Annotated in this window: 27 protein-coding genes and 1 pseudogene; 17 read left to right on the top strand and 11 right to left on the bottom strand. The window is 35.1% G+C overall.

Translation table 11 applies throughout. From position 1 onward, the window contains the following. Window positions 1-35 precede the first annotated feature (35 nt). Window positions 36-953 (top strand): lipoyl synthase, encoded by a 918-nt coding sequence (gene lipA / locus G8Y85_RS06190; protein WP_037566754.1) that lies wholly within the window; start codon window positions 36-38, stop codon window positions 951-953. An 18-nt stretch (window positions 954-971) separates the two neighbouring features. After that, window positions 972-1,337 (top strand): YutD family protein, encoded by a 366-nt coding sequence (locus tag G8Y85_RS06185; RefSeq protein WP_037566755.1) that lies wholly within the window; start codon window positions 972-974, stop codon window positions 1,335-1,337. A gap of 281 nt (window positions 1,338-1,618) precedes the next feature. On the opposite strand, the gene G8Y85_RS06180 is transcribed toward G8Y85_RS06185, so the two are convergent. Beyond that, window positions 1,619-1,885 (bottom strand): DUF3055 domain-containing protein, encoded by a 267-nt coding sequence (locus tag G8Y85_RS06180; protein ID WP_037566756.1) that lies wholly within the window; start codon window positions 1,883-1,885, stop codon window positions 1,619-1,621. A gap of 98 nt (window positions 1,886-1,983) precedes the next feature. On the opposite strand from G8Y85_RS06180, the gene G8Y85_RS06175 reads away from it, so the two are divergent. The 8 genes from G8Y85_RS06175 (at window position 1,984) to dltD (ending at window position 8,750) form a co-directional block, all read left to right on the top strand. Beyond that, on the top strand, window positions 1,984-2,421 hold the full coding sequence (locus G8Y85_RS06175) for a DUF86 domain-containing protein (protein WP_037566758.1): 438 nt from the start codon (window positions 1,984-1,986) through the stop codon (window positions 2,419-2,421). Beyond that, on the top strand, window positions 2,418-3,215 hold the full coding sequence (locus G8Y85_RS06170) for a TIGR01457 family HAD-type hydrolase (protein WP_105995796.1): 798 nt from the start codon (window positions 2,418-2,420) through the stop codon (window positions 3,213-3,215). Before G8Y85_RS06175 ends, G8Y85_RS06170 begins: the two co-directional genes overlap by 4 nt. Continuing rightward, window positions 3,208-4,173, top strand: a complete 966-nt coding sequence (locus G8Y85_RS06165; protein WP_103346215.1) for a 2-hydroxyacid dehydrogenase — start codon at window positions 3,208-3,210, stop codon at window positions 4,171-4,173. Before G8Y85_RS06170 ends, G8Y85_RS06165 begins: the two co-directional genes overlap by 8 nt. A gap of 355 nt (window positions 4,174-4,528) precedes the next feature. Next, complete coding sequence (locus G8Y85_RS06160) at window positions 4,529-4,660, top strand: teichoic acid D-Ala incorporation-associated protein DltX (protein WP_081858211.1); 132 nt, start codon at window positions 4,529-4,531, stop codon at window positions 4,658-4,660. Between the two features lie 20 nt (window positions 4,661-4,680). Beyond that, window positions 4,681-6,135, top strand: coding sequence for a D-alanine--poly(phosphoribitol) ligase subunit DltA (gene dltA / locus G8Y85_RS06155; protein ID WP_105995798.1), 1,455 nt, complete (start codon window positions 4,681-4,683; stop codon window positions 6,133-6,135). Continuing rightward, a complete protein-coding gene (gene dltB, locus G8Y85_RS06150) occupies window positions 6,132-7,352 on the top strand; it encodes a D-alanyl-lipoteichoic acid biosynthesis protein DltB (protein ID WP_060550651.1) in 1,221 nt (406 codons plus the stop codon). The genes dltA and dltB overlap by 4 nt, the downstream gene beginning before the upstream one ends. A 16-nt stretch (window positions 7,353-7,368) precedes the next feature. Further along, window positions 7,369-7,605, top strand: coding sequence for a D-alanine--poly(phosphoribitol) ligase subunit 2 (gene dltC / locus G8Y85_RS06145; RefSeq protein WP_037566769.1), 237 nt, complete (start codon window positions 7,369-7,371; stop codon window positions 7,603-7,605). Then, window positions 7,602-8,750 (top strand): D-alanyl-lipoteichoic acid biosynthesis protein DltD, encoded by a 1,149-nt coding sequence (dltD, locus tag G8Y85_RS06140; protein WP_165805571.1) that lies wholly within the window; start codon window positions 7,602-7,604, stop codon window positions 8,748-8,750. Before dltC ends, dltD begins: the two co-directional genes overlap by 4 nt. 218 nt (window positions 8,751-8,968) lie before the next feature. Here dltD and G8Y85_RS06135 read toward each other — a convergent pair whose 3' ends face one another. Then, complete coding sequence (locus tag G8Y85_RS06135) at window positions 8,969-9,211, bottom strand: NifU family protein (protein WP_037572314.1); 243 nt, start codon at window positions 9,209-9,211, stop codon at window positions 8,969-8,971. A 104-nt stretch (window positions 9,212-9,315) separates the two neighbouring features. On the opposite strand from G8Y85_RS06135, the gene G8Y85_RS06130 reads away from it, so the two are divergent. After that, window positions 9,316-9,642, top strand: a complete 327-nt coding sequence (locus tag G8Y85_RS06130) for a YuzD family protein (RefSeq protein WP_060550653.1) — start codon at window positions 9,316-9,318, stop codon at window positions 9,640-9,642. Between the two features lie 94 nt (window positions 9,643-9,736). On the opposite strand, the gene G8Y85_RS06125 is transcribed toward G8Y85_RS06130, so the two are convergent. Next, window positions 9,737-10,801 carry an NAD(P)/FAD-dependent oxidoreductase gene (locus G8Y85_RS06125; protein ID WP_060550654.1) on the bottom strand — a complete coding sequence of 355 codons (1,065 nt, stop codon included), beginning with the start codon at window positions 10,799-10,801 and terminating at the stop codon, window positions 9,737-9,739. A gap of 297 nt (window positions 10,802-11,098) precedes the next feature. On the opposite strand from G8Y85_RS06125, the gene G8Y85_RS06120 reads away from it, so the two are divergent. The 6 genes from G8Y85_RS06120 (at window position 11,099) to G8Y85_RS06095 (ending at window position 16,775) form a co-directional block, all read left to right on the top strand. Then, window positions 11,099-11,335: a YuzB family protein gene (locus G8Y85_RS06120; RefSeq protein ID WP_037566777.1), complete on the top strand. Its 237-nt coding sequence runs from the start codon at window positions 11,099-11,101 to the stop codon at window positions 11,333-11,335. A 12-nt stretch (window positions 11,336-11,347) separates the two neighbouring features. Further along, window positions 11,348-11,707 carry a HesB/IscA family protein gene (locus G8Y85_RS06115; RefSeq protein WP_037566778.1) on the top strand — a complete coding sequence of 120 codons (360 nt, stop codon included), beginning with the start codon at window positions 11,348-11,350 and terminating at the stop codon, window positions 11,705-11,707. Between the two features lie 332 nt (window positions 11,708-12,039). Next, complete coding sequence (locus G8Y85_RS06110) at window positions 12,040-13,242, top strand: NAD(P)/FAD-dependent oxidoreductase (protein ID WP_037566779.1); 1,203 nt, start codon at window positions 12,040-12,042, stop codon at window positions 13,240-13,242. Window positions 13,243-13,331: 89 nt separating this feature from the next. Next, the gene (locus tag G8Y85_RS06105) at window positions 13,332-14,819 is read left to right on the top strand and encodes a M17 family metallopeptidase (RefSeq protein ID WP_425338449.1); all 1,488 of its coding nucleotides are present in this window, start codon (window positions 13,332-13,334) and stop codon (window positions 14,817-14,819) included. Between the two features lie 240 nt (window positions 14,820-15,059). Continuing rightward, the gene (locus tag G8Y85_RS06100; RefSeq protein ID WP_060550656.1) at window positions 15,060-16,373 is read left to right on the top strand and encodes a Na+/H+ antiporter family protein; all 1,314 of its coding nucleotides are present in this window, start codon (window positions 15,060-15,062) and stop codon (window positions 16,371-16,373) included. A gap of 24 nt (window positions 16,374-16,397) precedes the next feature. Continuing rightward, window positions 16,398-16,775: a PaaI family thioesterase gene (locus G8Y85_RS06095; RefSeq protein WP_103345751.1), complete on the top strand. Its 378-nt coding sequence runs from the start codon at window positions 16,398-16,400 to the stop codon at window positions 16,773-16,775. Window positions 16,776-16,840: 65 nt separating this feature from the next. Here G8Y85_RS06095 and G8Y85_RS06090 read toward each other — a convergent pair. The 8 genes and pseudogenes from G8Y85_RS06090 to G8Y85_RS06055 form a co-directional block, all read right to left on the bottom strand. Continuing rightward, window positions 16,841-17,967: pseudogene (locus tag G8Y85_RS06090) on the bottom strand (polysaccharide deacetylase family protein). A gap of 233 nt (window positions 17,968-18,200) precedes the next feature. Beyond that, entirely contained in the window at window positions 18,201-18,557 is a 357-nt protein-coding gene (locus G8Y85_RS06085) for a Na+/H+ antiporter subunit G1 (RefSeq protein ID WP_060550658.1), read from the bottom strand. Further along, window positions 18,535-18,828 carry a Na(+)/H(+) antiporter subunit F1 gene (locus G8Y85_RS06080; protein WP_037566791.1) on the bottom strand — a complete coding sequence of 98 codons (294 nt, stop codon included), beginning with the start codon at window positions 18,826-18,828 and terminating at the stop codon, window positions 18,535-18,537. The genes G8Y85_RS06085 and G8Y85_RS06080 overlap by 23 nt, the downstream gene beginning before the upstream one ends. Further along, window positions 18,828-19,307, bottom strand: coding sequence for a Na+/H+ antiporter subunit E (locus G8Y85_RS06075; RefSeq protein ID WP_037566793.1), 480 nt, complete (start codon window positions 19,305-19,307; stop codon window positions 18,828-18,830). The genes G8Y85_RS06080 and G8Y85_RS06075 overlap by 1 nt, the downstream gene beginning before the upstream one ends. After that, window positions 19,308-20,807, bottom strand: coding sequence for a Na+/H+ antiporter subunit D (locus tag G8Y85_RS06070; RefSeq protein WP_107400876.1), 1,500 nt, complete (start codon window positions 20,805-20,807; stop codon window positions 19,308-19,310). It abuts the gene before it with no gap. Then, window positions 20,797-21,144 (bottom strand): Na+/H+ antiporter Mnh1 subunit C, encoded by a 348-nt coding sequence (mnhC1, locus tag G8Y85_RS06065; RefSeq protein WP_037566794.1) that lies wholly within the window; start codon window positions 21,142-21,144, stop codon window positions 20,797-20,799. Before mnhC1 ends, G8Y85_RS06070 begins: the two co-directional genes overlap by 11 nt. Further along, window positions 21,144-21,590, bottom strand: a complete 447-nt coding sequence (locus tag G8Y85_RS06060; protein ID WP_209104206.1) for a Na(+)/H(+) antiporter subunit B — start codon at window positions 21,588-21,590, stop codon at window positions 21,144-21,146. Before G8Y85_RS06060 ends, mnhC1 begins: the two co-directional genes overlap by 1 nt. Beyond that, entirely contained in the window at window positions 21,553-23,970 is a 2,418-nt protein-coding gene (locus tag G8Y85_RS06055) for a Na+/H+ antiporter subunit A (protein ID WP_165805568.1), read from the bottom strand. The genes G8Y85_RS06060 and G8Y85_RS06055 overlap by 38 nt, the downstream gene beginning before the upstream one ends. Window positions 23,971-23,999: the final 29 nt, after the last annotated feature.

Raw genomic sequence — 23,999 nt, 5'->3', positions numbered from 1 at the left:
ATGAGATGTAAAACTACAGGAGGGTATCTGCTGTTATGGCTACTAAAAATGAAGAAATTCTACGTAAACCGGATTGGTTAAAAATAAAATTAAATACAAACGAGAACTACACAGGTCTCAAAAAAATGATGCGCGAAAAAAACTTACATACAGTATGTGAGGAAGCGAAATGTCCGAATATACATGAATGTTGGGGGGCACGCCGTACAGCAACATTTATGATTTTAGGGGCAGTTTGTACACGTGCATGTCGTTTTTGTGCAGTTAAAACGGGTTTACCGAACGAGCTTGATTTAGAAGAACCAGAACGCGTAGCAGAGTCTGTTGAATTAATGAATCTTAAACACGTCGTGATTACTGCAGTTGCACGTGATGACTTAAAAGATGCGGGTTCTAATGTTTATGCAGAAACGGTACGTAAAGTACGTGAACGTAATCCATTTACGACAATCGAAATTTTACCGTCAGATATGGGCGGAGATTTTGAAGCATTAAAAACGTTAATGGATTCTAAACCAGACATCTTGAATCACAATATTGAAACAGTACGTCGTTTAACGCCAAGAGTGCGTGCGCGTGCAACCTATGATCGAACGCTTGAATTTTTGAAACGTTCTAAAGAAATTCAACCAGATATCCCAACGAAATCAAGTTTAATGGTTGGTTTAGGTGAAACAATCGAAGAAATTTATGAAACTATGGATGATTTACGTGCGATCGATGTAGATATTTTAACGATTGGACAATATTTACAACCGTCTCGTAAACATTTAAAAGTACAAAAATACTATACACCATTAGAATTTGGTAAATTACGCAAAGTGGCAATGGAAAAAGGCTTTAAACATTGTCAAGCAGGTCCTTTAGTGCGTAGTTCTTACCATGCTGATGAACAAGTAAATGAAGCAGCCAAAGAAAAACAACGTCTTGGTGATGCACAATTAAATCAATAAAATCAAGGTGTGATACGCATGATTAAAGTAGGTCAGCATTATTTTGAACTTCTAGAATCCTATGAAAATGGTTTTATTGAAGAGGACTTTGTGGCTCGATACTCTGAGATATTAGATAAATATGATTTTATTGTTGGGGATTATGGTTATGAGCAATTGCGCTTAAAAGGTTTTTATTATGATTCCAATCGTAAAGCGGATTTTAACAAACGTTTTTCAACAATCCAGGATTATATATATGAATACTGTAATTTTGGATGTGCGTATTTCATTGTTCGACGTCTTAGTAAACATGAAGCGGAAAAACATCTTGCGGAAGATGCACATATTATCAATGAAGATAAGCTCAAAGATGTTAAAATTCAACCCACGATACAAGAGTAATGGGCTTTTATGCTCAGCGTAACACATTAAGTCCTTTCATTAATAAAGATTACAGCATGCATATAATTCGTAATGCAATATGATGTGGTGAATGGTAATGAAACATCCAACATCACTAAAAAAGCCTTCGGAATTCAAACGAATTTCGAAGGCTTTTTTGTACTATTTGAGTAAGCTTGGTAGATATAAGAATGGGTAAAGTGAGGCCGATATGCCAAATGATAAATGTGTAATTTATTAAAAATCCATTCACTGAGCTGTGAAAAGGGGGACAGCATCAACTATTGAATTACTTCATGTAAGAAAGCAGTAATTTCCTCAGCTTCATCATCGTTAACCCCTAAAATATATGCGATATAGCCTTCTTCTTCTAAATCGTCAGTACCAATAATTCCGAATTTATTTGTTTGTGTATTCAACACAATCGTTTTACCGTAATGACGATCTGTTTGAAGTAACACCAAGTCATATCGACTATGGTCTCCTACAAATCCTACGAATCGAACTTGAGAAGGTTCGAGATCATCATATAAAAACATATCAATCATGTTCGTGTACTCCTTCAATAAAATGTTAAGGCAAGTATAACGATAAATGAATCGAACTGCAAAATTGTGATATGATTAAGACAATAGAGGTGACTAAAATGTATTTTGTAAATAAGGAACAATTATCTCGAAAACTTACATATTTGAAACAATTAACTGATGATTATGCACATGTCAAAGATAATCACTATGCATTTGAACGTGTGGCTCAAATGCTTATAGAGTCTTCTGTAGATATAGGCAATATGATTATTGATGCCTTTATATTAAGAGATCCTGGTAATTATAAAGATGTGATTGATATTTTAGAACTTGAGGGTGCGATTTCAAAAGATACTCAATTGCAACTTCACCGAACAATCGATGTGCGAAAACAATTCGTTCATTTATATGATGAGCTTCACGTAAATGAAGTACAAACGTTATTTGATGAAGTCCTCCCATATTACCGTCAATTTATAGATGAAGTAGTACATTTTTTAGAAAATGAAAATGTTCCAGTTACCGCTTTTGGAAAGGGCGGGAATGAATCATGAAAAACTATAAAGCATATTTAATCGACTTAGATGGGACGTTATATAAAGGTAACGAAATCATTCCAGGAGCCAAGGAATTTATTGATTATCTAAATGAACATGAGATTCCACATCTTTATGTTACAAATAACTCAACGAAATCGCCGACGGATGTAGTAGCAAAATTAAAACAAATGAATATCCACGCGCGACCTCAAGAAGTTGTTACATCAGCGATGGCTACAGCAGATTATATTGCTTCTGAACAACCGGGAGCAACGGTATTTATGGTTGGTGCGTCAGGGTTAGAAACCGCATTAAAAGATGCTGGTTTAACACTTAAATCAGATACAAATGTAGATTATGTAGTGATGGGATTAGACGAAGCGATTACATATGAAAAACTAACAACAGCAACACTCGCTGTTCAAAAAGGTGCGGTGTTTATTTCGACAAATAAAGATCCATCAATTCCTAAAGAACAAGGATTTTTACCGGGGAACGGCTCTTTAACAAGCGTGGTTACAGTGTCTTCAAAAACTGAACCTAAATTTATTGGAAAACCTGAAACCCCGATTATGAATAAAGCCCTTGATTTACTACAATTGGATCGTTCTGAGGTTGCAATGATTGGCGACTTATATGATACGGATATTTTATCGGGTATTAATATTGGCATGGACACCATTCATGTTCAAACAGGTGTCACTTCAAAAGTTGACGCAATGAACAAACCTATACCACCTACTTATAGCATCAAAGATTTATTTGTTTTAATACAGAAACTTGAAAAGGGTAGTGATATACATGAATAAAATTCTCGTAACGCGTCAAATTCCGGAAAAGTTTAAAGCGCGTTTGGAACAATATGCAGAGGTTGAGATGTGGGACCACCACTTGACACCGATGCCGAGAACACAATTTTTAGAAGCGGCTAAAGATAAAACGGCATTGCTCGTTACTTTAAGTGAACAAATAGATGAAACATTATTTCAAGCTGCCCCTCACTTGAAAATCGTTGCAAATATGGCAGTTGGGTATGACAATATAGATTTAGCGGCAGCAGAACGTCATGAGGTTGTCGTAACGAACACACCACATGTGTTAACCGAAACGACAGCTGAATTAGGATTTGCGCTCATGTTGGCCACATCTCGTCGTATCGTAGAAGCTGAAAAATACGTTCAAGATGGTAAATGGGAAAGTTGGGGACCTTATTTACTTGCGGGTAAAGATATATATCGTTCTAAAGTTGGCATATATGGTATGGGTGAAATTGGTAGAGCGTTTGCAAGACGATTAAAAGGTTTTAATGCTGATATTTTATACCATAATCGCTCGCGCAATGCAAAAGCAGAACATGAGCTCGGCGCGTTTTATACGTCATTTGAAACGCTAGTCAAAGAAAGTGATTTTATTATTTCTACAGCGCCGTCAACGCCTGAAACGCAAAGTAAATTTAATTATGATGTATTTAAAATGATGAGAAATGATGCCATTTTTATCAATATTGGTAGAGGAGATTTGGTTGTAGAAGAAGATTTAATTCGCGCATTAGAGGAACAGGAAATTGCAGGTGCAGGGTTAGATGTTGTGCGCAATGAACCGATTCAAATGGATCACCCGTTGTTGAAGTTTCCTAATGTGATTATTACTCCTCATATTGGAAGTGCATCGATATTAACACGCGACCAAATGATTCAAGCATGTATATTAAATATAGAAGATGTATTTAACGGATGCGAAGCTCGTAATAAAATAAGTTTTAAATAGCTTGCAATCAATCTCACATCATTATATTTAAGTTTATGATTTAACCTATAGTGAATAATATAGTATGATGAAAAACAAACATACGTCACGTGCGCTGTATGTTTGTTTTTCTACGACTTAAGACCTATTTAGTTTAAATTTCACTTAAATTATTCAAAAAATGAGATATAATGAGTGAATAGTATTATAATATTACGTGTGTAAATGAATGGAACAGATGCATGAGAAATGTGACGGATGTTTTAAATTGGGAAAAGCTATAAGGAAGTCAGTGTTAAACTAGGGACGCATTGGGTCACTTCTGGTAATACCAATTCTATGCACGACAATTTTTTAGAAAAGAGAAGTGAGTACTATGAAATTGGCAGATCATGTGTATCTAAAGTCATTTTTATTAATGGTGTTTTATTTCGCTATTATGATGGCTTTATACTTGTTGTACGGGGACAGCGGTGCACAAAGTACATTTGTCTATAACGAATTTTAAACTAAGAGGGAGTGTTAACGATGAGAGATATTTTAGAAGCCATTCGTTATTTTAGTGAAGCCACTCCAAATAAAAATGCTGTACAACATCAAACTGATGCTTTAACTTATTCCGAATTAGAAGCATATTCAAATCAACTTGCAATTCAATTAAAGGATGAGACACAACCGATTGTTGTTTATGGACATATGTCGCCATATATGATTGTTGGAATGATTGCAGCATTAAAAGCAGGATGTGGCTACGTACCTATTGATTATTCGATTCCTGCGAATCGTATCGAATCAATTGTTAACAGGATTCAACCAAGTCTGTTTTTAAATACAATGACAGATACAATGACGTTAGATAATGTCAAAGTTGTTGACGTTAAAACGTTGAACCTTACAGGGGAAACAGCTCATGTTTCAAATATTCAACCAGATTCAATCGCATATACTATTTTCACTTCAGGTTCAACGGGTGAACCTAAAGGTGTACAAATTTATTATGATAGTTTAGTCGATTTTGCTAATTGGGTAGACGATTTAAATCAAAATAAAGAAGGTCAAGTATGGTTGAACCAGGCACCACTTTCGTTTGATTTATCAGTGATGTCAGTGTATCCGGCATTAGTTTCTGGAGGTACCATTCAATTTGTATCAAAAGATATGATTATTAACCCTAAAGCGTTACATGAGCTATTTGTTGCTCAACCGATAGATGTGTGGGTGTCTACACCTTCATTTATGGAAATGTGTTTACTATTACCTTCATTTAATACAGAACACATGCCGAATTTATCGACATTCTTATTCTGTGGTGAAGTATTTGGCCATAAATCTGCACAACGCTTATTAAAACAATTTCCGCAAGCTGCGATTTACAATACGTATGGCCCTACGGAAGCGACAGTTGCCATTACAAGTATTTTGGTGACACAAGATGTATTAGATCAATTTGAGAGTGTACCTATCGGTCAACCGAGACCAGGCGTAAACTTACGTGTCACAGATGAAAATGAACTTGTTATAGAAGGATCATGTGTAAGTGCTGGTTACGTCAAAGATGAAGAACGCAGTGCACGTGTGTTCTTCGAGACAAATGGAACGCGAGGTTATCTCACTGGAGATAGTGCTAAATTTGTAGACGATCAATGGTTTATCCAAGGACGTATTGATAATCAAATTAAATACAACGGTTATCGTATGGAATTAGAAGAAATAGAGGCGAAATTAAACCGTTTAGATGAAATTATTAATGCGATGGTTGTGCCTGTACGCAAAAATAATAAAGTAAAATTACTTAAAGGTGTGCTTCAATTATCATCTCGAGATTTAGATGAAAAAGAAGCGATTAAAGTCATTAAATCCCGTATTAAAGAAGAATTACCGGATTACATGATTCCACAACAGTGGGTGTGTGTTGAGCAAATGCCGTTAAATAACAACGGTAAAATCGACCGAAAAATGATTAACGAGGTATACCAATCATGACACCATATGCTTCATTTCACTTTTTCTTAATCGCGTTTATCATTTTATTACCTGTCATCATTTTAGGGTTATTCGGTAAACGTTCTAAAATTTATAATGCACTCAGCACTATCGTCATGTTGGTCATCATTTTTGCAGACCACAAACATAACTTTTTAGGAATTAAATATTTAAGTTATCATACGATGACGTTTTTCCTATATATCATTTGGCAAGTTTTAGTGATTAAAGGGTATGAAAAACTCAATAAAAATAAAGAAAAGAATTCGACAGCGCTATATGTCACAGTACTTTTCTTATCACTTTTACCTTTAATTGCCGTTAAAGTACTTCAAAGCTCATGGTTAGGAACTGGACAAGTACATATATACAGTTCTAAATTACTTGGCTTATTTGGCTTTTTAGGTATTTCATACATTGCATTTAAGAGTATCCAATTGATTATGGAGATTCGAGATCATTCTATTAAAGAAATACCTCTCAGAAAATTGTTGGCATTTATGACGTTCTTCCCAACAATATCATCAGGACCAATTGATCGTTTCAGACGTTTTGTTAAAGATGATAAAAAAGTTCCGGATGCAGCACAATACAAATTACTCCTAGAAAAAGCAGTACACTTTGTGATGTTAGGGTTCTTATACAAATATATTGTGGCATTTTTAATTCAAAAATATGTAACAACCCCAATGGGCAACCATCTGACAACGTTTACTGATTATTGGATTTACATGTATGGATATACGTTCTACCTATTCTTTGATTTTGCAGGATATAGTTTATTTGCGGTAGCATTTAGTTACATTTATGGTATTCAAACGCCAATGAACTTTAATAAACCATTTATCGCTAAAAACATTAAAGACTTCTGGAATCGTTGGCACATGTCACTGTCATTCTGGTTCAGAGACTGTGTATATATGCGTATCGTCTTCTTTATGACGAAGAAGAAATATATGAAATCAACGTTTCATATTTCAAATCTTGCATTTTTAGTCAATTTCGGAATTATGGGGATTTGGCATGGTCTTGAATGGTTCTATATCATTTATGGTTTATATCATGCAGCATTATTTATAGGTTATGCGTATTATGAAAAATGGCGTAAAAAACGTTTTGGCCAGCTCAAACATCCATTTTTCAATGTAATGGGAATACTCATTACATTCCACTTTATAGCTTTTGGACTATTAATATTCTCAGGAAAACTGATTTAATTTAGGAGTGATTGATATGGAATTTAGAGAACAAGTATTAAATATTTTAGAAGACGTTACAGAAGATAGCATTGTTAAGGAACAACCAGATGTTCGTTTATTTGATGAAGGTATTTTAGATTCTATGCAAACAGTACAACTTATTTTAGCAATTCAAAATGAGTTGGATATTGAAGTATCAATTATGGACTTCGATCGTGAAGCATGGGCAACACCAAATAAAATTGTTGAAGTATTATCTGAATTACAATGAAGTTAAAACATCCAGCAATTTTAGCTTTTCTCGTTAGTGGACTTTTATTTGGTGCTTTTGTTTTAATACCTGCATCATGGCTTCAGCCTAACTGGTCTCACCAGAAATTGTTAAAACAACAAGTTGCAAATTCTGATAACGTCATTAAAGGATCTGCCATTCAGCATGCCATGTTAAAAGATAAAAACTTTTATCCTGTGTATGGGTCAAGTGAACTGCGTAAAGACGACCCGTACCAACCTGTTATCTTGTTAAAAGGTAAAAAGCCAGACTTATTTTATGTAGGTACGGGTGGACAAACAGATTTATTACAGGCTATTGCTTTGGGTGCGCAATATGATCAGTTAAAAAATAAAAAAATGACGATCATTATTTCACCGCAATGGTTCACACGAAAAGGTATGTTAGAAAATAACTACTTAGGTCGTGTGTCTAAAGTTCAGATTAACCTATATTTCGATAATCCAAATATACCGAATCATCTTAAACAACGTCTCGCTCAACGTTTATTACATTTTAAAACAAATAAGCATGATGACTTTTTAAAACAGGTCGCTAAAACAGGTGAAGTTAAAGGTCATTACTTAAACCCATTTTATGCGAACCATTTAGAAAAAATGGAAATTTTGAAAAGTTATATTCCGATGTCTGTAGAAACAGATAAGTTAACCAAACTGCTTGATAAATCTAAACCAAATACAAAATCATATGCACAATTAGATAAGGAAGCTGAAAAGTATGGTAAAAGCCGTAGTTCAACGAATCCTTATCGCATTAAAGATGAATATTGGAAACTGATTAAACAAAATAAACGTCCAATTAGTCGTCAACATGAGTTCCACATGAACTCTCCAGAATTCAAAGATCTTGCACTTTTAGTAGACCTTATGAAAGCTGGTAATGCAGATGTACAATATGTCGTCCTACCTGTAAATGGTAAATGGTATGATTCTATTCATGTTGATAGAGAACGCCGTCAAAAAGTGGATGAAAAGATTGTGAAAACTATTTCATCTCATGGTGGCAATGTACACGACATGACAGATCAAGACTATAAACCATATGTGATGAGTGATGCAGTACACATTGGTTGGCGCGGTTTAGTAGAACTAACTGAAAAAATTGAGAAACATATTCACTCATAAAAATGAAAAACAGTAACATGATTCGTGGTCATGTTACTGTTTTTGTATATTTTAAATGAATGGCAAGGTTAGATGATTTCAGTACATAAAGCTTGGTAGACATGACGTTTATCAATATAAAACACCCCTTAAAAGTATTAATTACAAGCTTTTAAGGGGTGTATGTGTTGTCGGCAAGCCCGAACAAGAATAAGTGATTTATTTTAAAATATGCGATATTAAAAAACTTGTTCAACTTCAATAACGCCAGGCACTTCTTCAACGAGTGCACGTTCAATTCCGGCTTTTAAAGTAATGGTACTACTTGGACATGTGCCACAAGCGCCTAATAATTGAAGCTTTACAATTCCATCTTCAACATCGACGAGTTCACAGTCACCGCCATCGCGTAATAAGAAAGGACGTAATTTTTCGATGACCTCAGCAACTTGGTCATACATTGTTGCATTTTCAGTTGGCATGTAAAATGCCTCCTTTCAAGTTAAATGGTTCTAATTCCTCTTATTTTTTTATTATAATAGAATCAGTAGTAAAAATCTATAATAGAAACAAGGGGAGAGTATTGATGACTAAAGTGAGTGTTGTCGTTTATGGTGCTGACGTCATTTGTGCCAGTTGTGTGAATGCACCCAGTTCTCAAAACACATATGAGTGGTTACAGTCGATTTTAGCGCGTAAATATCCAAATATTCAGTTCGAGTATACGTATATAGATATTGAAAAAGATACTGAAAATCTATCTGACCATGATCAGCAATTTATCGAACAAATCCAAGAAGATGAATTATTTTATCCTCTTGTTACAATGAATGATGAATATGTTACAGATGGATACGTCCAACTCAAACCGATTACACGGTTTATAGATGAACATATTGTAAATGAAAAATAAGGTACCTCATTTTTCATATAAATATGTAAATATGACATTTATCTACTATAATTCAAAACGGAATGGAACATGCGTCCCATCCCGTTTTTTAATGTTAACCGTTATGATGTTTATAAAGCCATAACACACCAGATTTTAAGATTGATGCAAGACGACCTGTTACAGTCTTATCCATGACATATGCAAAGCCTTTTTTCTCACCAAGTGAGCCTAAAAATCCTTGGATTTTAATGTCTGGCATTTGTTCAGGTAATGGTTTACCTTCCCATTTTGTTTTTAAAACAGATGCGATTTGATCTGCTTGTTCTTCTGCAAGTTGCGCACTTGGTGCATGTGGTAAGTCTGCGCAATCTCCTACGACATATACATTAGGGTATGTCGGAACTTGGTGATACTGATTTAAAATAACACGATTGCTGCGACTTAAATCAACAGGTAAATTACGGACTAACTCAACAGGTTGAATCCCCGCTGTCCAGACGATTAAATCGTGTTCATTTTTCGTTTCTTTATTATATAAAATACCAGGTTCTACTTTAACAATGTCTGAATTTGGTACAACAGTAACATCATGTTGTTCAAACCATTTTTTTACATAATTACTTAGTTTTTCTGGAAATTGATTTAGGATGCGATCGCCTCTATCATATAAAAAGATTTTAATATCACTACGGCTTTCACGTAAAGCACTTGCAAGTTCAATGCCGCTTAATCCAGCCCCTACAATGCCAACTTGAGAATTTGAAGGCAATTCACTAATATCATGGTATGTTTTGCGCGCACTTTGTAATGTTTGAATACTATATGTATACGCTTTAGCCCCAGGCACATTATGATATTTGTCTTCACAACCTAATCCAATAATCAATTCATCATAATCTACACGTGTTTGTCCCACTGAAATGATTTGTTGCTCTAGATCAATATCAGTGATTTCGCCATATACCACATTCATTCGTTCTGATTTAGGAAAACCTACTCGAACCTCTTTATCCGATTTAGAACCTGCCGCAAGCGCATAAAATTCTGTTTTTAACCCGTGATAAGGCATACGGTCAATAAGTGTTACTTGATAATCATCTGGTAGTGCCTCTGGTAAGATACGAGACAAAATACGCATGTTGCCGTAGCCGCCGCCTAACAATACTAAATTCTTCATTATAAATTCCCCTTTAATGTTGATTTTATATGCTCGATGCGAACAATATGTTTATGACCCCTCGACATATTACGTTTGCATCAAAATGAATGAGATTCAGACATCATTACTTACTATAATTATATACGTTTTTTAAAATGCACACAAACAAACGTCAAAATTCTGTCAAAATTGATTCACAAATAATTATTAATATTAATGTTATTAAACAACTTTATATAAGTTGATGTCATAGATGGATGTGAGATAGTTTGTTATAATGTATGTACTATAAATTGAAATGCTAGAGGGTGAACCATGAATCCTATTGTTGAGTTTTGCATCTCCAATATGGCAAGGGGTTCTGAAAAAGTTTTTCAGACCTTAGAAAACGATCCCAATATAGATGTTCTAGACTATGGCTGTTTACAACACTGTGGTATATGTTCATCAGGACTTTATGCGCTTGTCAATGGTGATTTAGTTGAAGGGGAAACACCTGATGAATTGCTACAAAATATTTATGCACACATTGAAGCGACGTGGATTTTTTAAGGAGGATTTATCATGTCTACTGTTATTTTAACGGAAGCAGCGGCTTACGAAGTGAAAGATATGTTGAAACAAAATGATATGCCAAATGGTTACTTAAAAGTGAAAGTGAATGGCGGCGGCTGTACAGGTCTTACGTATGGCATGACTGCTGAGCCAGAACCAGGTGAAAATGATGAAGTTTTAGAATTTTATGGGTTAAAAGTATTAGTGGATAAGGAAGATGCACCAATACTTAATGGTACGACGATTGATTACAAGACGTCACTGATGGGTGGCGGGTTCCAAATCGACAACCCAAATGCAATTGCTTCATGTGGCTGTGGCAGTTCATTTAGAACAGCTAAAGTGGCAGGCACACCTGAAGATTGTTAACCTTCAAAATTAAGTATAATCATTAAGGTCATATGATCAATATTGAATAGATTTAAGTAAGGAGTCGTGCAAGTGTAAGCGTTGATACACTGTACGACTCCATTATTTCATCGTTATGTAAGCGGTTTCTCTCAAGTGGCACTTCATTTTCTCTGCTTATATTAACTGTTGATATCGAAGTGTTTACATTCATATGATTAACTTGAATTCACCGTTAAAAAAATATAAACTATTATTGAACTGTATTTTACAATTTTGTGTACATAAAAAATTATGAGGGTATACAGTAGGAAGAGTATTTATAATATTTATGAAGGAATAGGTGAATAGAAATGGCAGAACGTAAAAAAGTACTTGTTTTGGGTGCAGGTTACGCTGGTTTACAAACTGTATCAAAACTTCAAAAACAATTATCTGAAGAAGATGCACACATCACTTTAATTAATAAAAACGATTATCACTATGAGTCTACATGGTTACATGAAGCATCAGCTGGTACGCTAAGCTATGAGGATGTTTTGTATCCGATCGATAGTGTCATTAAAGATCATGTTGAATTCGTGCGTGCAGAGGTAACTAAAATAGACCGCAACGCTAAAAAAGTTGAAACGACACGTGGTATTTTCGATTTTGATATTTTAGTGGTTGGTTTAGGATTCGAATCTGAAACATTTGGCATTAATGGTATGAAAGAACATGCGTTCCAAATTGAAAATGTGCATACTGCACGAAAAATTGCGCGTCATATTGAAGACAAATTTGCAAATTATGCTGCATCAAAAACGAAAGATGATAATGATTTAGCAATTTTAGTTGGGGGCGCAGGTTTTACAGGTGTAGAATTTTTAGGCGAATTAACAGATCGTATTCCAGAACTTGCGAACAAATACGGCGTTGACCAAAGTAAAGTTAAAATTACTTGTGTTGAAGCAGCACCTAAAATGTTACCAATGTTCTCTGACAACTTGGTAAATCATGCGGTGAGTTATTTAGAAAGCCGTGGTGTTGAATTTAAAGTGGGTACACCTATCGTAGCAGCGAATGAAAAAGGATTCGTTGTAAAAGTGAACGATGAAGAACAAACATTAGAAGCGAATACGGTTGTTTGGGCTGCAGGTGTACGTGGAAGTCAATTAATGGAAAAATCATTCGAAGGTGTTAAACGCGGTCGCATCGTTACGAAACAAGATTTAACAATTGAAGGTTATGATGACATTTTCGTAATCGGTGACTGTTCTGCATTTATTCCAGAAGGTGAAGAGCGTCCATTACCAACAACTGCACAAATTGCAATGCAACAAGGTGAACATGTTGCGAAAAATATTCAACATATTTTAAAAGGTGAGCCTACTGAAAACTTCACGTATGTTGATCGTGGAACAGTTGCATCTTTAGGTAAACATGATGGTGTAGGACTTGTTTATGGCCGTGAAATCACAGGTAAAAAAGCAGCCTTCATGAAACGCGTGATTGATACACGTGCAATTTTCAAAATTGGTGGTTTAGGTTTAGCTTATAAAAAAGGTAAATTCTAAATCAATGTCATACATGGCTGGGAGTGTCTTTTCTAAGGGCACTATCCAGCCTTTCTTTGTATAAAGCATTAAAAGAGAAAAGGAGTGGGATGATGACAGCATACAAATCATCAGTACGTGTGATTGGCGTACCGGAACATCTTAATCAATATGTGGAGGAAGTGAAGGAAGATCATGCATTGATTGATGCTTTGGCGCCTTTAAAAGCGCAACAATTAGTATCATCTAATTTAGGAGATGTACGAGAGGCAGCGCTATTCATCAATGATCAATGGTGTAAGGTGGTAACTGTTGGATTAGGTAATGTAAAAAAGCGCACAGAAGGCGATTATTTAAAAATATGGGGTAATGTGTTTCAATACTTGAAACAACATGCTATAGATTCGATAAGCCTATATATGCCAACGTTTTTCTCAAAAACTGTAGAAATTGAAAAGGTATTTAATATAATGGGGTTGCAACAAGAACAAGCAATTTATACGTTTGATTCTTATAAATTTGATAAAAAAGCGCCTTATCGTATACATATTCAACTTGAACCTAAAACATGGGCGAATTATGAATCGGTGATGCAAGACGGTCGTCATCTAGGTCACGCTATTAATTTTGCACGTGATTTAGGCAATATGCCCCCAAATATTTTAACACCAGAATACTTTGCGACATTAGTAGACGAACGTTTTAAAACAACAAATGTAACAGTGGATATCAAAGATGGCACTATGATTCAGCAAGAAGGTTTCGGCTTACTGCATGCAGTAGGTAAAGGTTCAAGTCATGCACCCAGATTGATTACATTAGAATATAAAGGGAATCCAAATCAACAAGATCAAACGATTGCCCTTGTGGGTAAAGGGATCACGTACGACTCTGGAGGCTATTCTATCAAGTCTAAAAATGGTATGCCTACCATGAAATTCGACATGTGTGGTGCAGCAAACGTTGTCGGGATGATTGATGCGATTCAAGCACTTCAACTTAAAGTAAACGTAGTCGGAGTGATTGCTGCTGCTGAAAATATGATTGCACCACATGCAATGAAACCAGATGATGTCTTTACTGCTTTAAGCGGAGAAACAGTTGAAGTGCCAAACACAGATGCAGAAGGACGACTTGTTTTAGCAGATGCTTCATATTATGCGAATCAATATCAACCTGCATTAATTATGGATTTCGCGACATTAACTGGTGCCGCAATTGTTGCTTTAGGTGTAGACAAAACAGCTGTATTTAATAAAGGGGTCTCTACACACATATTGGATGACATTTTAACGCAAACGCGCATATGGGGGGAGCCTACATTTGAATTACCAATTACAGCAACAGAACGAAAGCAAATTAAAAAATCTGATGTCGCTGACTTAACTAATCATGTAAATGCAGATGGTAAAGCACTGTTTGCTGCTGCATTTATTACACATTTTAGTGGTGAAACACCACATCTACACTTTGATATTGCAGGTCCTGCAACGACGAGTAAAGCATCTTATAAAGGCCCTAAAGGTGCAACAGGTGTCATGATTTCAACCATAGTACATTATCTTAAACATACCTATGGAAAAGTGACAGAATTATAATAGAGTTTTAAAAATGAGCAAGGAGTGTGCCCTTTAAGGCTACTCCTTGTTTTACATTTAGAACTCTAAAGATTGGAAATTATAGATAGTGCTAACACTAAATGAAATACTATTTTAGGTCGATGCGATGAATATAAAAATTTCAAAAAAGAAGTGAGATCATACATTGACATGAAAAAATGAAACTGTTATGATTTTCATAACGCTTTAACACGATAATGAACTAAAGGAGATAACGGAATGAATGCAGTTTTAATCGCAGTATTACTTATGATTGTTTTATGTTTATGTCGATTAAATGTTGTCATTAGTTTGTTTATAAGTGCCTTAGTCGGTGGATTGTTAGCCGGCTTGCCTTTAGACAAAACGATTGAAACATTTACGCAAAATATTGTGGATGGGGCTGAAGTTGCGCTTAGCTATGCGTTATTAGGCGGATTTGCAGCTTTAATATCCTATAGCGGTATTACAGATTATTTAGTAAACCGTATCATTGAAGCCATCCGAACAGAAAATACGAAAGTTTCACGTATTAAAGTAAAAGTATTTATTATTATCAGTTTGCTTATGCTTAGTGTCATGAGTCAAAATGTTATACCAGTGCATATTGCATTTATTCCAATTGTTGTACCACCACTACTTAGTTTATTTAATGAACTTAAAATTGATCGCCGTTTGATTGGCGTAATTATCGGTTTTGGATTATGTTTTCCATATGTGTTGCTCCCATTTGGATTTGGTCATATATTCCAAGAAATTATCCAAAAAGGATTTGAAAAAGCACATCATCCCATTGAATTTGGAATGATTTGGAAAGCAATGTTAATACCTGCAAGTGGCTATATTATTGGTCTCATTTTAGCGTTAATATATTATCGTAAACCTAGGGACTATAAAACGATTGAGGTGTCTAATAAGGACAATGAAGTTACACTAAGACCGTATGTGATTATTGTAGTCATTGTGGCAATTTTGGCGACATTTACGGTTCAAACTTTAACAGATTCAATGATATTTGGTGCATTGGCAGGGGTGCTCATTTTCTTTGTTTCAGGCATTTACAAATGGAAAGAACTAGATCATCAATTTGTAGATGGAATTAAAATAATGGCTTATATAGGGGTCGTTATTTTAACCGCCAATGGTTTTGCGGGTGTCATGAACAAAACAGGTGATATAGAAAAGCTCGTTAATGGCCTGACAACAATTTCTGGCGGTAATTTATTTTTGAGTATTGTATTAATGTATCTCATTGGTCTCATAGTGACTTTGGGGATTGGATCTTCATTTGCAACAATCCCGATTATTGCAGCTTTATTTATACCATTTGGTGAAGCTTTAGGAATGAGTACAATGGCCCTTATTGCACTCATTGGTACTGCAAGTGCGCTAGGGGATTCAGGTTCACCCGCAAGTGATTCCACACTTGGTCCTACTGCAGGACTGAATGTCGACGGTCAACATGATCATATTCGTGATACTTGTATACCAAATTTCTTGTTTTATAATATTCCACTTGTCGTTATGGGTACGATTGCAGCACTTGTATTATAATGATGTTATTAAGGAGGCATAGGCATGTCGAATTTAGTGGAATTATTAAATATGAAAGTGGTAGAGCAACATCAGGGGTATCTTAAAATGGAAATGCCGGTGACAGATAATGTGAAACAACCGTTCGGTTATCTTCATGGAGGGGCAACAATGGCCTTAGGCGAAACGGCATGTTCTATAGGATCCTCACATTTATTAGATGTTACAAAAGAGATACCTGTTGGTTTAGAGATGAATGCCAATCATATTAAATCAGTACAAAGTGGAAAAGTGATTGCTACAGCAACCCTTTTACATCGTGGTCGCATGACACACGTTTGGGATGTCAAAATTACTAATGAGGAAGGCATACTCATTACAGTAATGAGAGGAACTATAGCGGTCAAACAAAAAAATATATAAAAAAAGCCATCTTTGAGAGAAGTATAGGAGGAATCCTTTACTCCACATTCAAAGATGGCTTTTAATTAATATGCATAGGATTTATTCCCTTTAAAATAAGCACGATCTTCTTTGTTATATACATTTTCAGGTATAAGAAATGGTTTGAGTTTATATTTAAATTCATATAGGTTCAGACCATCTATAGCAACTCTATCTTGATATACATTATCAGGTGAAACATCTGTAAAATTATTAGGACCCACACCAGCGAGATATTTAAAATGACCTTCTTTAATTAAATAGTTATACGCTGGTGTATGACGATCTTGTGCACCATGAGGGAAAATAAATAAATCCGTTTTACCAACAATAGGTACGACTTCTTTTTCCCATTTTTGGGTATCGTTGACAATTGCTTTATAAGATGATTTTTCAAAATTAATATGTCCATATGAATGACTGGCAAATGTCCAACCATCGCGTTTCATTGCGTCTACAACTTTTTTAGCATCTTTTTTACGTTGCTCATAATCTTTACTATCTGTTTCATTTGTTCGATAACCTATTACACCACTATAGCCCGTTTATGCTACAACACCCTTTTGCCCATTTAAAGAAAAGTCAGGGTGCGCTTTTACAAAATCATTTAAGATTGGTTCGATATCGTCACTTTTTGAATGGGTAATCTTTCCTTGTTTATCTTTCGTTTCTGAAACGACATGTTGTGATTCATCTAAAACGAGGCGATCATCGTATCCTTCTCCACGCATATAATCATAATAGTTCATATCATCGATAGATAATATTAATGGTTTCTTATTTTTAGGTAATTTCAATGTTTTCTTTTTTATAGGTGATGATTGAAGGTCATAAGCATCGTGAGGGTCTATTAAAAAATATAGTTGTTTTTATGTAATTCCTCAATGGCTGATTTGAATTCTTTTATTGTAACCATCCAGTCATTATTACCTTTCGCACTTGGATTTTTACTATCAAATGCTACTTTTGGATCAGTTATAACCGGATGAAAAAATACATGGTAAATTTCTCCTTTATAAGGTTTCCAATCATCATTTACTTTTGATTTATGTTTTGCATACATGGAGGCATCATCACTGTTGCGTTTACTACTTTGATGTTGTTGTGTACAACCTGCTACAAACAGCAATAATAACAATAATGTGCAGAATATTGAAGTAGCACCTTTCATCTCTCTAGTCCTTTCTAGGTATATTTTTACACTTTAAATATAGCGACACTTTTAAAATTATTCAAGAATAATAAATAACGCACTTAAACATTAAAATTTTTATCGAACAAGGTGTGTGGTAAAGAATTTGCCAAAGAGTTATGACCGGTAACAGAAGGGAATGATGTAAAAAAGCGAGGATGTCATCTATGAAAGAATGAATCCTCGCTAATATCAATGGATTAAGTTGAATATTAAAGTTTTTTGCCGTCTAAATCTTTTTTAACTTCATCAAGTTTTAAGCGCTTTGATGCGGGTGCCTTTAAATTATATGCCGCTTTTAAAATCATATGGCTTGCTAAAGGACCGGTAATAAAAACAAAGAATATACCGATTAAAAGTTGAAAATTAACATATCCCTCTTTACCGATAAAATAGATGAACACGCCAGTAAGTAAGAGCATGGCACCTAATGTTGCCGCTTTACCTGCAGCATGTGCACGTGAATACACATCATCTAATTTCAAAATACCAAAAGCTGCCAACGCGCTAAACAATGCACCGATAATGACAAGTAGAACGCCTAAACTAGTCACGATGGTTTCTGTCATGTTCGATCACCTCACCTTTATCCATAAATTTAGCAAACACGGCTGTGCCTAAGAAAGCAAGTATACCAATTAATAGTATTGCTACTATCATATAGGGTGTATTTAAAATGATAGAAAACAAACCTACAATGGCCATTAATTGGATACCAATGGCATCTAATGCAACAACACGATCCGCAAGTGTAGGGCCTAAAATGACACGTACGAGCATCGCCAATATAGAGAGCACTACAATAATTAATGCAACAATGATTAATATGTCATAGTTCATTAGGATTCACCTACTTCTTTCACCGCTTTTTCAAGTGAGTTTTTAATTGAAGCGACTTCTTCTTCTTTTGTTGAAAAGTCGAGACAATGAATATATAAACGTTTCATATCGTCATTAACACCTATCACTACAGTACCAGGTGTCAATGTGATTAAGTTGGACAACAACGCTACTTGCCATTTGTGCTCTAAATCTGTTTCATATACAAAGAATGCAGATTCGTTTTTAAGACGAGGCTGGATAATGACTTTAAAAACGTCAAAGTTAGCTTTAATCAATTCGATGATGAAAATGAATGCAAGCTTGATGACTTTATAAATCGTTACAACATAAAATCGACCCGGCAGGATTTGACGCATTAAATAAACGAGTAATAGGGCGAATAAAAAACCAAGAACAAATGAATTCATCGTATAGCTGCCTGATAAAAATAACCAAAACACAGCTAAAATAATATTAATTAATATTTGAACTGCCATTTAATCGCCTCCTAAAACGCTTTGAATATAGGTTTCTGGTTGATAGAACGATTTTGCACCTTCTGCAATAAACGGATATAACTGACCTGCTGTTAAACCAAAAATAACAGTAATGATTACCGAAAGTACAGCGACGGCTAGCAATCCTCTATGGTGTAAACGCGGGTTATAAACATAGCCATAACTTTTACCAAAGAATCCGCGTAAGAATATATTAATAACCGAATATAGCACGACCAAGCTTGAAAGAAGGACGATGATACCACTTACGTAAAATCCTTTTTGGAATGTTGCTTGGACGATATATAACTTTCCATAGAATCCACTTAGTGGTGGAATCCCAGCTAAACTTAATGCAGCAATGAAAAATGTCCATCCTAGAAGTGGATAATGATGAATTAAACCACCAAATTTTCGTAGATCTGTTGTTTTTGTGATTTTGTACATGATACCAATTAAGAAAAATAACGCAGCTTTGACTAGCATGTCATGTAAAGTGTAATAAATGGCACCAATGATTCCTGCTTGATTCATCATTGCAACACCAACTAAAATCACACCGACAGCAATCATAATATTATATAGAATAATACGTTTTGTATCTCGATAGGCTACAGCACCGACAGAACCAAAGATAATGGTGAGTAGTGCTAATGTAAGTATCGTGTAATGTGAAATTGTTAATGTATCATGGAAGAACAAACTCATTGTACGTGCAATGGCATAGACGCCGACTTTAGTAAGTAACGCACCGAAAAATGCAATGATAGCAAAAGGAGGAGCGTAGTATGCACCTGGAAGCCATACGTACATTGGGAACGTACCTGCCTTAGTGGCAAATACAAATATAAATAAAATAAATACGATACTAATTAAACCTGGATGCTCGTGTGAAACTTTACCTAATTTAACACTAATATCAGCCATATTTAACGTACCAACAACGGAATATAGAATACCTACGCCGATAACAAAAAACGCTGAAGATACGACATTCACTAGTAAATATTTGACGCTTTCTTGTAATTGTATTTTTGTTCCACCAATAACCATAAGTCCGTAAGAAGCCATTAAGAAGACTTCAAAGAATACGAATAAGTTAAAAATGTCGCCAGTAATAAAAGCACCATTGATACCAGCAAGCATAAACATAACAGTAAAATAGTAATAATACGTTTCACGATGTAAACCTATAGATTGATATGAAAATAATATAATCAATACAGTAATCAGCGTACTCGTCATAACAAGTAACGCACTAAATAAATCTAAAACAAACACAATGCTGTAGGGCGCTTTCCACGAGCCCAATTCAAGGACAATCGGATGACCGCCGACCCATACATTGACAAAGTTCCAAATTGCAAAGCCTAATGTGATGAGCGTACCTATTAAAGCAATATATCTTTTAATATACGGTCGCAAACCACTAAAAATAAGTAAAATCGTAGTTATGACTGGAATCGCCACAAGCATTACAATTAAATTCTCATTCATCATCATCTTGTGGCACTCCTTTCATACGTTCTACGTTGTCTGTGCCTAATTCTTTATAACTACGAAAAGCAAGTACTAAGAAAAAAGCAGTGACTGCGAATGAAATTACAATTGCTGTTAAAATTAAAGCTTGAGGAATAGGGTCTACATAATTGGTAACATTCTTTTCGAAAATAGGAACATTTCCAGTTTTTAGACCACCCATTGTTAATAAAAATAAATTTGCAGCATGTGATAACAGTGCGGTACCTATAATAATTCTTATTAAACTTTTAGAAAGAATGAGGTACACGCCAATGGATGTAAGCAAACCACAAACGACTATTAATACAATTTCCATTACTCATTCTCTCCAATCGTTAAAATAATTGTTAATACTGTACCTACAACAACGAAAAGTACGCCAGTATCAAAAAGTACAGCTGTATGAACATGCATCGGTGCTAAAAAAGGTAAAGGGATATCCACAGAAGTATGTGTGAAAAAGTTCTTACCATATGTCCAACTCAACATGGGTGAAAAAACACAAAATGCTAAGCCGAGTGCGATAAGTTTTTTAAAATCCCATGGGAACACTTTACGCATTGTTTTAACATCAAAGGCCACTGCAATAATTACCAGTGCACTCGATACAAGGAGTCCACCAATAAAGCCGCCTCCAGGAGTATAATGTCCGGCTAAAAAGAGAGAGAAACCGAACATCATTATTAAGAAAAAGATAATCAGTGCAGAGTATTGTGAAATTAAATCATTTTTCTGTCTGTTCAATTTTCTCAATCCTTTCATAACCATTTTTGTGTTTTGCACGTAATTTAATGAGTGTATAAATGGCCATACCTGCGATACCTAGCACAGCAGACTCAAATAATGTATCCGTTCCACGGAAGTCTACTAAAATTACGTTGACCATGTTTTTACCTTCTGCAAGGTCATAAACATGCTTTTTATAAAATTCACTAATTGATATAAAATGACGGTTGCCATAAGCGATTAAGCCTAAAATAGTAACGATAAGACCAACGCTAATTGAAATTACGACATTGACGATCTTAAATCTAGGTGTTTCATTATAACGGCTCATATTTGGCAAGTGATAAAAACATAGTAAAAATAGGGCAGTGGAAATGGTTTCTACTACAAATTGAGTTAATGCAAGATCTGGCGCATTAAAGAAAATGAAGAAAATGGCCATCGAATACCCTACTGCACTCAGCATAATAATGCTGAAGAGTCGTGAACGTGCAAACATAATCATTACAGCCGCTATGATAATCGTAATAACAGATATAAATTCATATGGACGTATCGGTGACACATGCTTAAAGTCGAACGTAAATGGCACTAAAATAAGCGTCACAACTGTGATAATAATTAATGTAGTAAATATAATCACAATATTATTTCGACTAAAACCGGTCATATACGTACGTGTTAATTGTGTCGCATAGAAAGGTGAATAGCGTCCTGTTTGATCGTACCAATAGTTTAAAGTTAGAAATTGAGGTAACCCTTTTATAACCGGAACCCATTTCTTATGTGTTAATAACAAAATAGCACCGACAACGTATATGATGAGTGTTGCCATAAATGCAGGTGTAAAGCCATGCCATAAATGAAATTCAGCCGTGATGTTATCAATGTTAGCTATAGATTTAACAGCCGGTTCGACTAACGGTGTCGATACTAAACTAGGGAATAAGCCTATAGCGATGACTAATGTTGATAAAATAATTGGAGGGATATTCATCAATATGGATGCCTCATGTGCTTTATGTGGTAATGCATCAGGTTGATAGTTCCCTAAAAAGATTTCAGTTATAAATTTAAATGAATACACAAATGTAAATATACTACCAATTACGGCAACAATTGGTAAGAGCAAACCTAAAGTATTTAAACTGAATACGTTAGCGCTTGTGACTTCTATCATGGCTTCTAAAAATTGCTCTTTAGATAGAAAACCGTTAAAAGGTGGGACGCCTGCCATACTTAATGAAGTAATGATGGTAAGCGTAAATGAAATTGGCATAATTGTCATTAAGCCACCGAGTTTTTTTATGTCACGCGTACCTGTCGCATGGTCAACGGCACCTGTAATCATGAAAAGTGCACCTTTAAATGTCGCATGGTTGATTAAATGGAAAATTGCAGCACTATAAGCTGCGACATAAAATTGATTTTCTGCGCCATTAAAATGATAGCTGACTGCACCTATTCCAAGCATGGACATAATCATCCCTAGTTGAGAGACAGTAGAAAAGGCTAAAATACCTTTTAAATCCTGTTGCTTGGTTGCATTTAAAGATCCCCAAAAAAGAGTGACTAATCCAAATAATGTAACTGTCCAAATCCACCCTTGAGATACTGCGAAAAGGGGTGTCAAACGAGCAATTAAATAAATTCCAGCTTTAACCATCGTTGCTGAGTGAAGATATGCACTTACAGGTGTCGGTGCTTCCATCGCATCAGGCAACCATATGTAAAATGGGAATTGTGCGGACTTTGTCATTGCACCAATAATAATAAAAATCATTGCTAAAAGGAAAAATGGAGATGTATGAATATCATCAACGTGACGTACTAATTCACGAATGCTCCATGTTCCAGATGCGATATAAAGTAGAATGAAGCCACCTAATAATGATAATCCACCAAATACAGTAATCATCATTGATTTCATTGCACCATATAATGATTTTTCTTTATGGCGCCAGAATGAAATGAGTAAGAAACTTGAAAATGATGTCAGCTCCCAAAATAAGTAAAGCACGAGTAAGTTATCTGAGAGTACAACACCTAACATGGCACTCATAAACATCAATAAATAGCAATAAAAATTACCTAGTTGTTCAGAACGGCTTAAGTAACTAATAGAATAAAGTACAACAAGACTCCCAATACCGGTAATTAATAAACTAAATAATAAGCCGAGACCGTCTACATATATGTCAAAATTCATTCCGATTTGTGGCATCCATTTCATAGATGCTTTTTCGTAATGACCGGACATAGTAGGTTGAAGATACGTTGAAAAGTATGCGAACAACACAACTGGAATCGGTAACACAAACCATCCTAAATGCACACGCTTATAAAAACGGTACAAAACAGGTATGATAAGTGCGAATATCAACGGCAAAATCACCGCAATATGTAACCAACTCATAAATTGTCCTCCTTCATAAAACTGCATTA

Source organism: Staphylococcus sp. 11007852, from assembly GCF_011394325.1.
Classification (GTDB): Bacteria; Bacillota; Bacilli; order Staphylococcales; family Staphylococcaceae; genus Staphylococcus; species Staphylococcus agnetis.
This window is presented reverse-complemented; position numbering and strand designations above follow the sequence as displayed.

Coding starts and splice junctions, on each gene's coding strand:
- G8Y85_RS06135 (WP_037572314.1), bottom strand. CDS start 9,211: ATGCCAACTGAAAATGCAACAATGTATGACCAAGTTGCTGAGGTCATC.
- G8Y85_RS06060 (WP_209104206.1), bottom strand. CDS start 21,590: ATGAAAGGATTGAGAAAATTGAACAGACAGAAAAATGATTTAATTTCA.
- G8Y85_RS06110 (WP_037566779.1), top strand. CDS start 12,040: ATGGCAGAACGTAAAAAAGTACTTGTTTTGGGTGCAGGTTACGCTGGT.
- G8Y85_RS06095 (WP_103345751.1), top strand. CDS start 16,398: ATGTCGAATTTAGTGGAATTATTAAATATGAAAGTGGTAGAGCAACAT.
- G8Y85_RS06165 (WP_103346215.1), top strand. CDS start 3,208: ATGAATAAAATTCTCGTAACGCGTCAAATTCCGGAAAAGTTTAAAGCG.
- G8Y85_RS06130 (WP_060550653.1), top strand. CDS start 9,316: ATGACTAAAGTGAGTGTTGTCGTTTATGGTGCTGACGTCATTTGTGCC.
- G8Y85_RS06160 (WP_081858211.1), top strand. CDS start 4,529: ATGAAATTGGCAGATCATGTGTATCTAAAGTCATTTTTATTAATGGTG.
- G8Y85_RS06070 (WP_107400876.1), bottom strand. CDS start 20,807: ATGATGAATGAGAATTTAATTGTAATGCTTGTGGCGATTCCAGTCATA.
- G8Y85_RS06085 (WP_060550658.1), bottom strand. CDS start 18,557: ATGACAGAAACCATCGTGACTAGTTTAGGCGTTCTACTTGTCATTATC.
- G8Y85_RS06170 (WP_105995796.1), top strand. CDS start 2,418: ATGAAAAACTATAAAGCATATTTAATCGACTTAGATGGGACGTTATAT.
- G8Y85_RS06105 (WP_425338449.1), top strand. CDS start 13,332: ATGATGACAGCATACAAATCATCAGTACGTGTGATTGGCGTACCGGAA.
- G8Y85_RS06115 (WP_037566778.1), top strand. CDS start 11,348: ATGTCTACTGTTATTTTAACGGAAGCAGCGGCTTACGAAGTGAAAGAT.
- G8Y85_RS06120 (WP_037566777.1), top strand. CDS start 11,099: ATGAATCCTATTGTTGAGTTTTGCATCTCCAATATGGCAAGGGGTTCT.
- G8Y85_RS06185 (WP_037566755.1), top strand. CDS start 972: ATGATTAAAGTAGGTCAGCATTATTTTGAACTTCTAGAATCCTATGAA.
- G8Y85_RS06100 (WP_060550656.1), top strand. CDS start 15,060: ATGAATGCAGTTTTAATCGCAGTATTACTTATGATTGTTTTATGTTTA.
- dltB (WP_060550651.1), top strand. CDS start 6,132: ATGACACCATATGCTTCATTTCACTTTTTCTTAATCGCGTTTATCATT.
- lipA (WP_037566754.1), top strand. CDS start 36: ATGGCTACTAAAAATGAAGAAATTCTACGTAAACCGGATTGGTTAAAA.
- mnhC1 (WP_037566794.1), bottom strand. CDS start 21,144: ATGGAAATTGTATTAATAGTCGTTTGTGGTTTGCTTACATCCATTGGC.
- G8Y85_RS06055 (WP_165805568.1), bottom strand. CDS start 23,970: ATGAGTTGGTTACATATTGCGGTGATTTTGCCGTTGATATTCGCACTT.
- G8Y85_RS06080 (WP_037566791.1), bottom strand. CDS start 18,828: ATGAACTATGACATATTAATCATTGTTGCATTAATTATTGTAGTGCTC.
- dltC (WP_037566769.1), top strand. CDS start 7,369: ATGGAATTTAGAGAACAAGTATTAAATATTTTAGAAGACGTTACAGAA.
- dltA (WP_105995798.1), top strand. CDS start 4,681: ATGAGAGATATTTTAGAAGCCATTCGTTATTTTAGTGAAGCCACTCCA.
- G8Y85_RS06125 (WP_060550654.1), bottom strand. CDS start 10,801: ATGAAGAATTTAGTATTGTTAGGCGGCGGCTACGGCAACATGCGTATT.
- dltD (WP_165805571.1), top strand. CDS start 7,602: ATGAAGTTAAAACATCCAGCAATTTTAGCTTTTCTCGTTAGTGGACTT.
- G8Y85_RS06075 (WP_037566793.1), bottom strand. CDS start 19,307: ATGGCAGTTCAAATATTAATTAATATTATTTTAGCTGTGTTTTGGTTA.
- G8Y85_RS06175 (WP_037566758.1), top strand. CDS start 1,984: ATGTATTTTGTAAATAAGGAACAATTATCTCGAAAACTTACATATTTG.
- G8Y85_RS06180 (WP_037566756.1), bottom strand. CDS start 1,885: ATGATTGATATGTTTTTATATGATGATCTCGAACCTTCTCAAGTTCGA.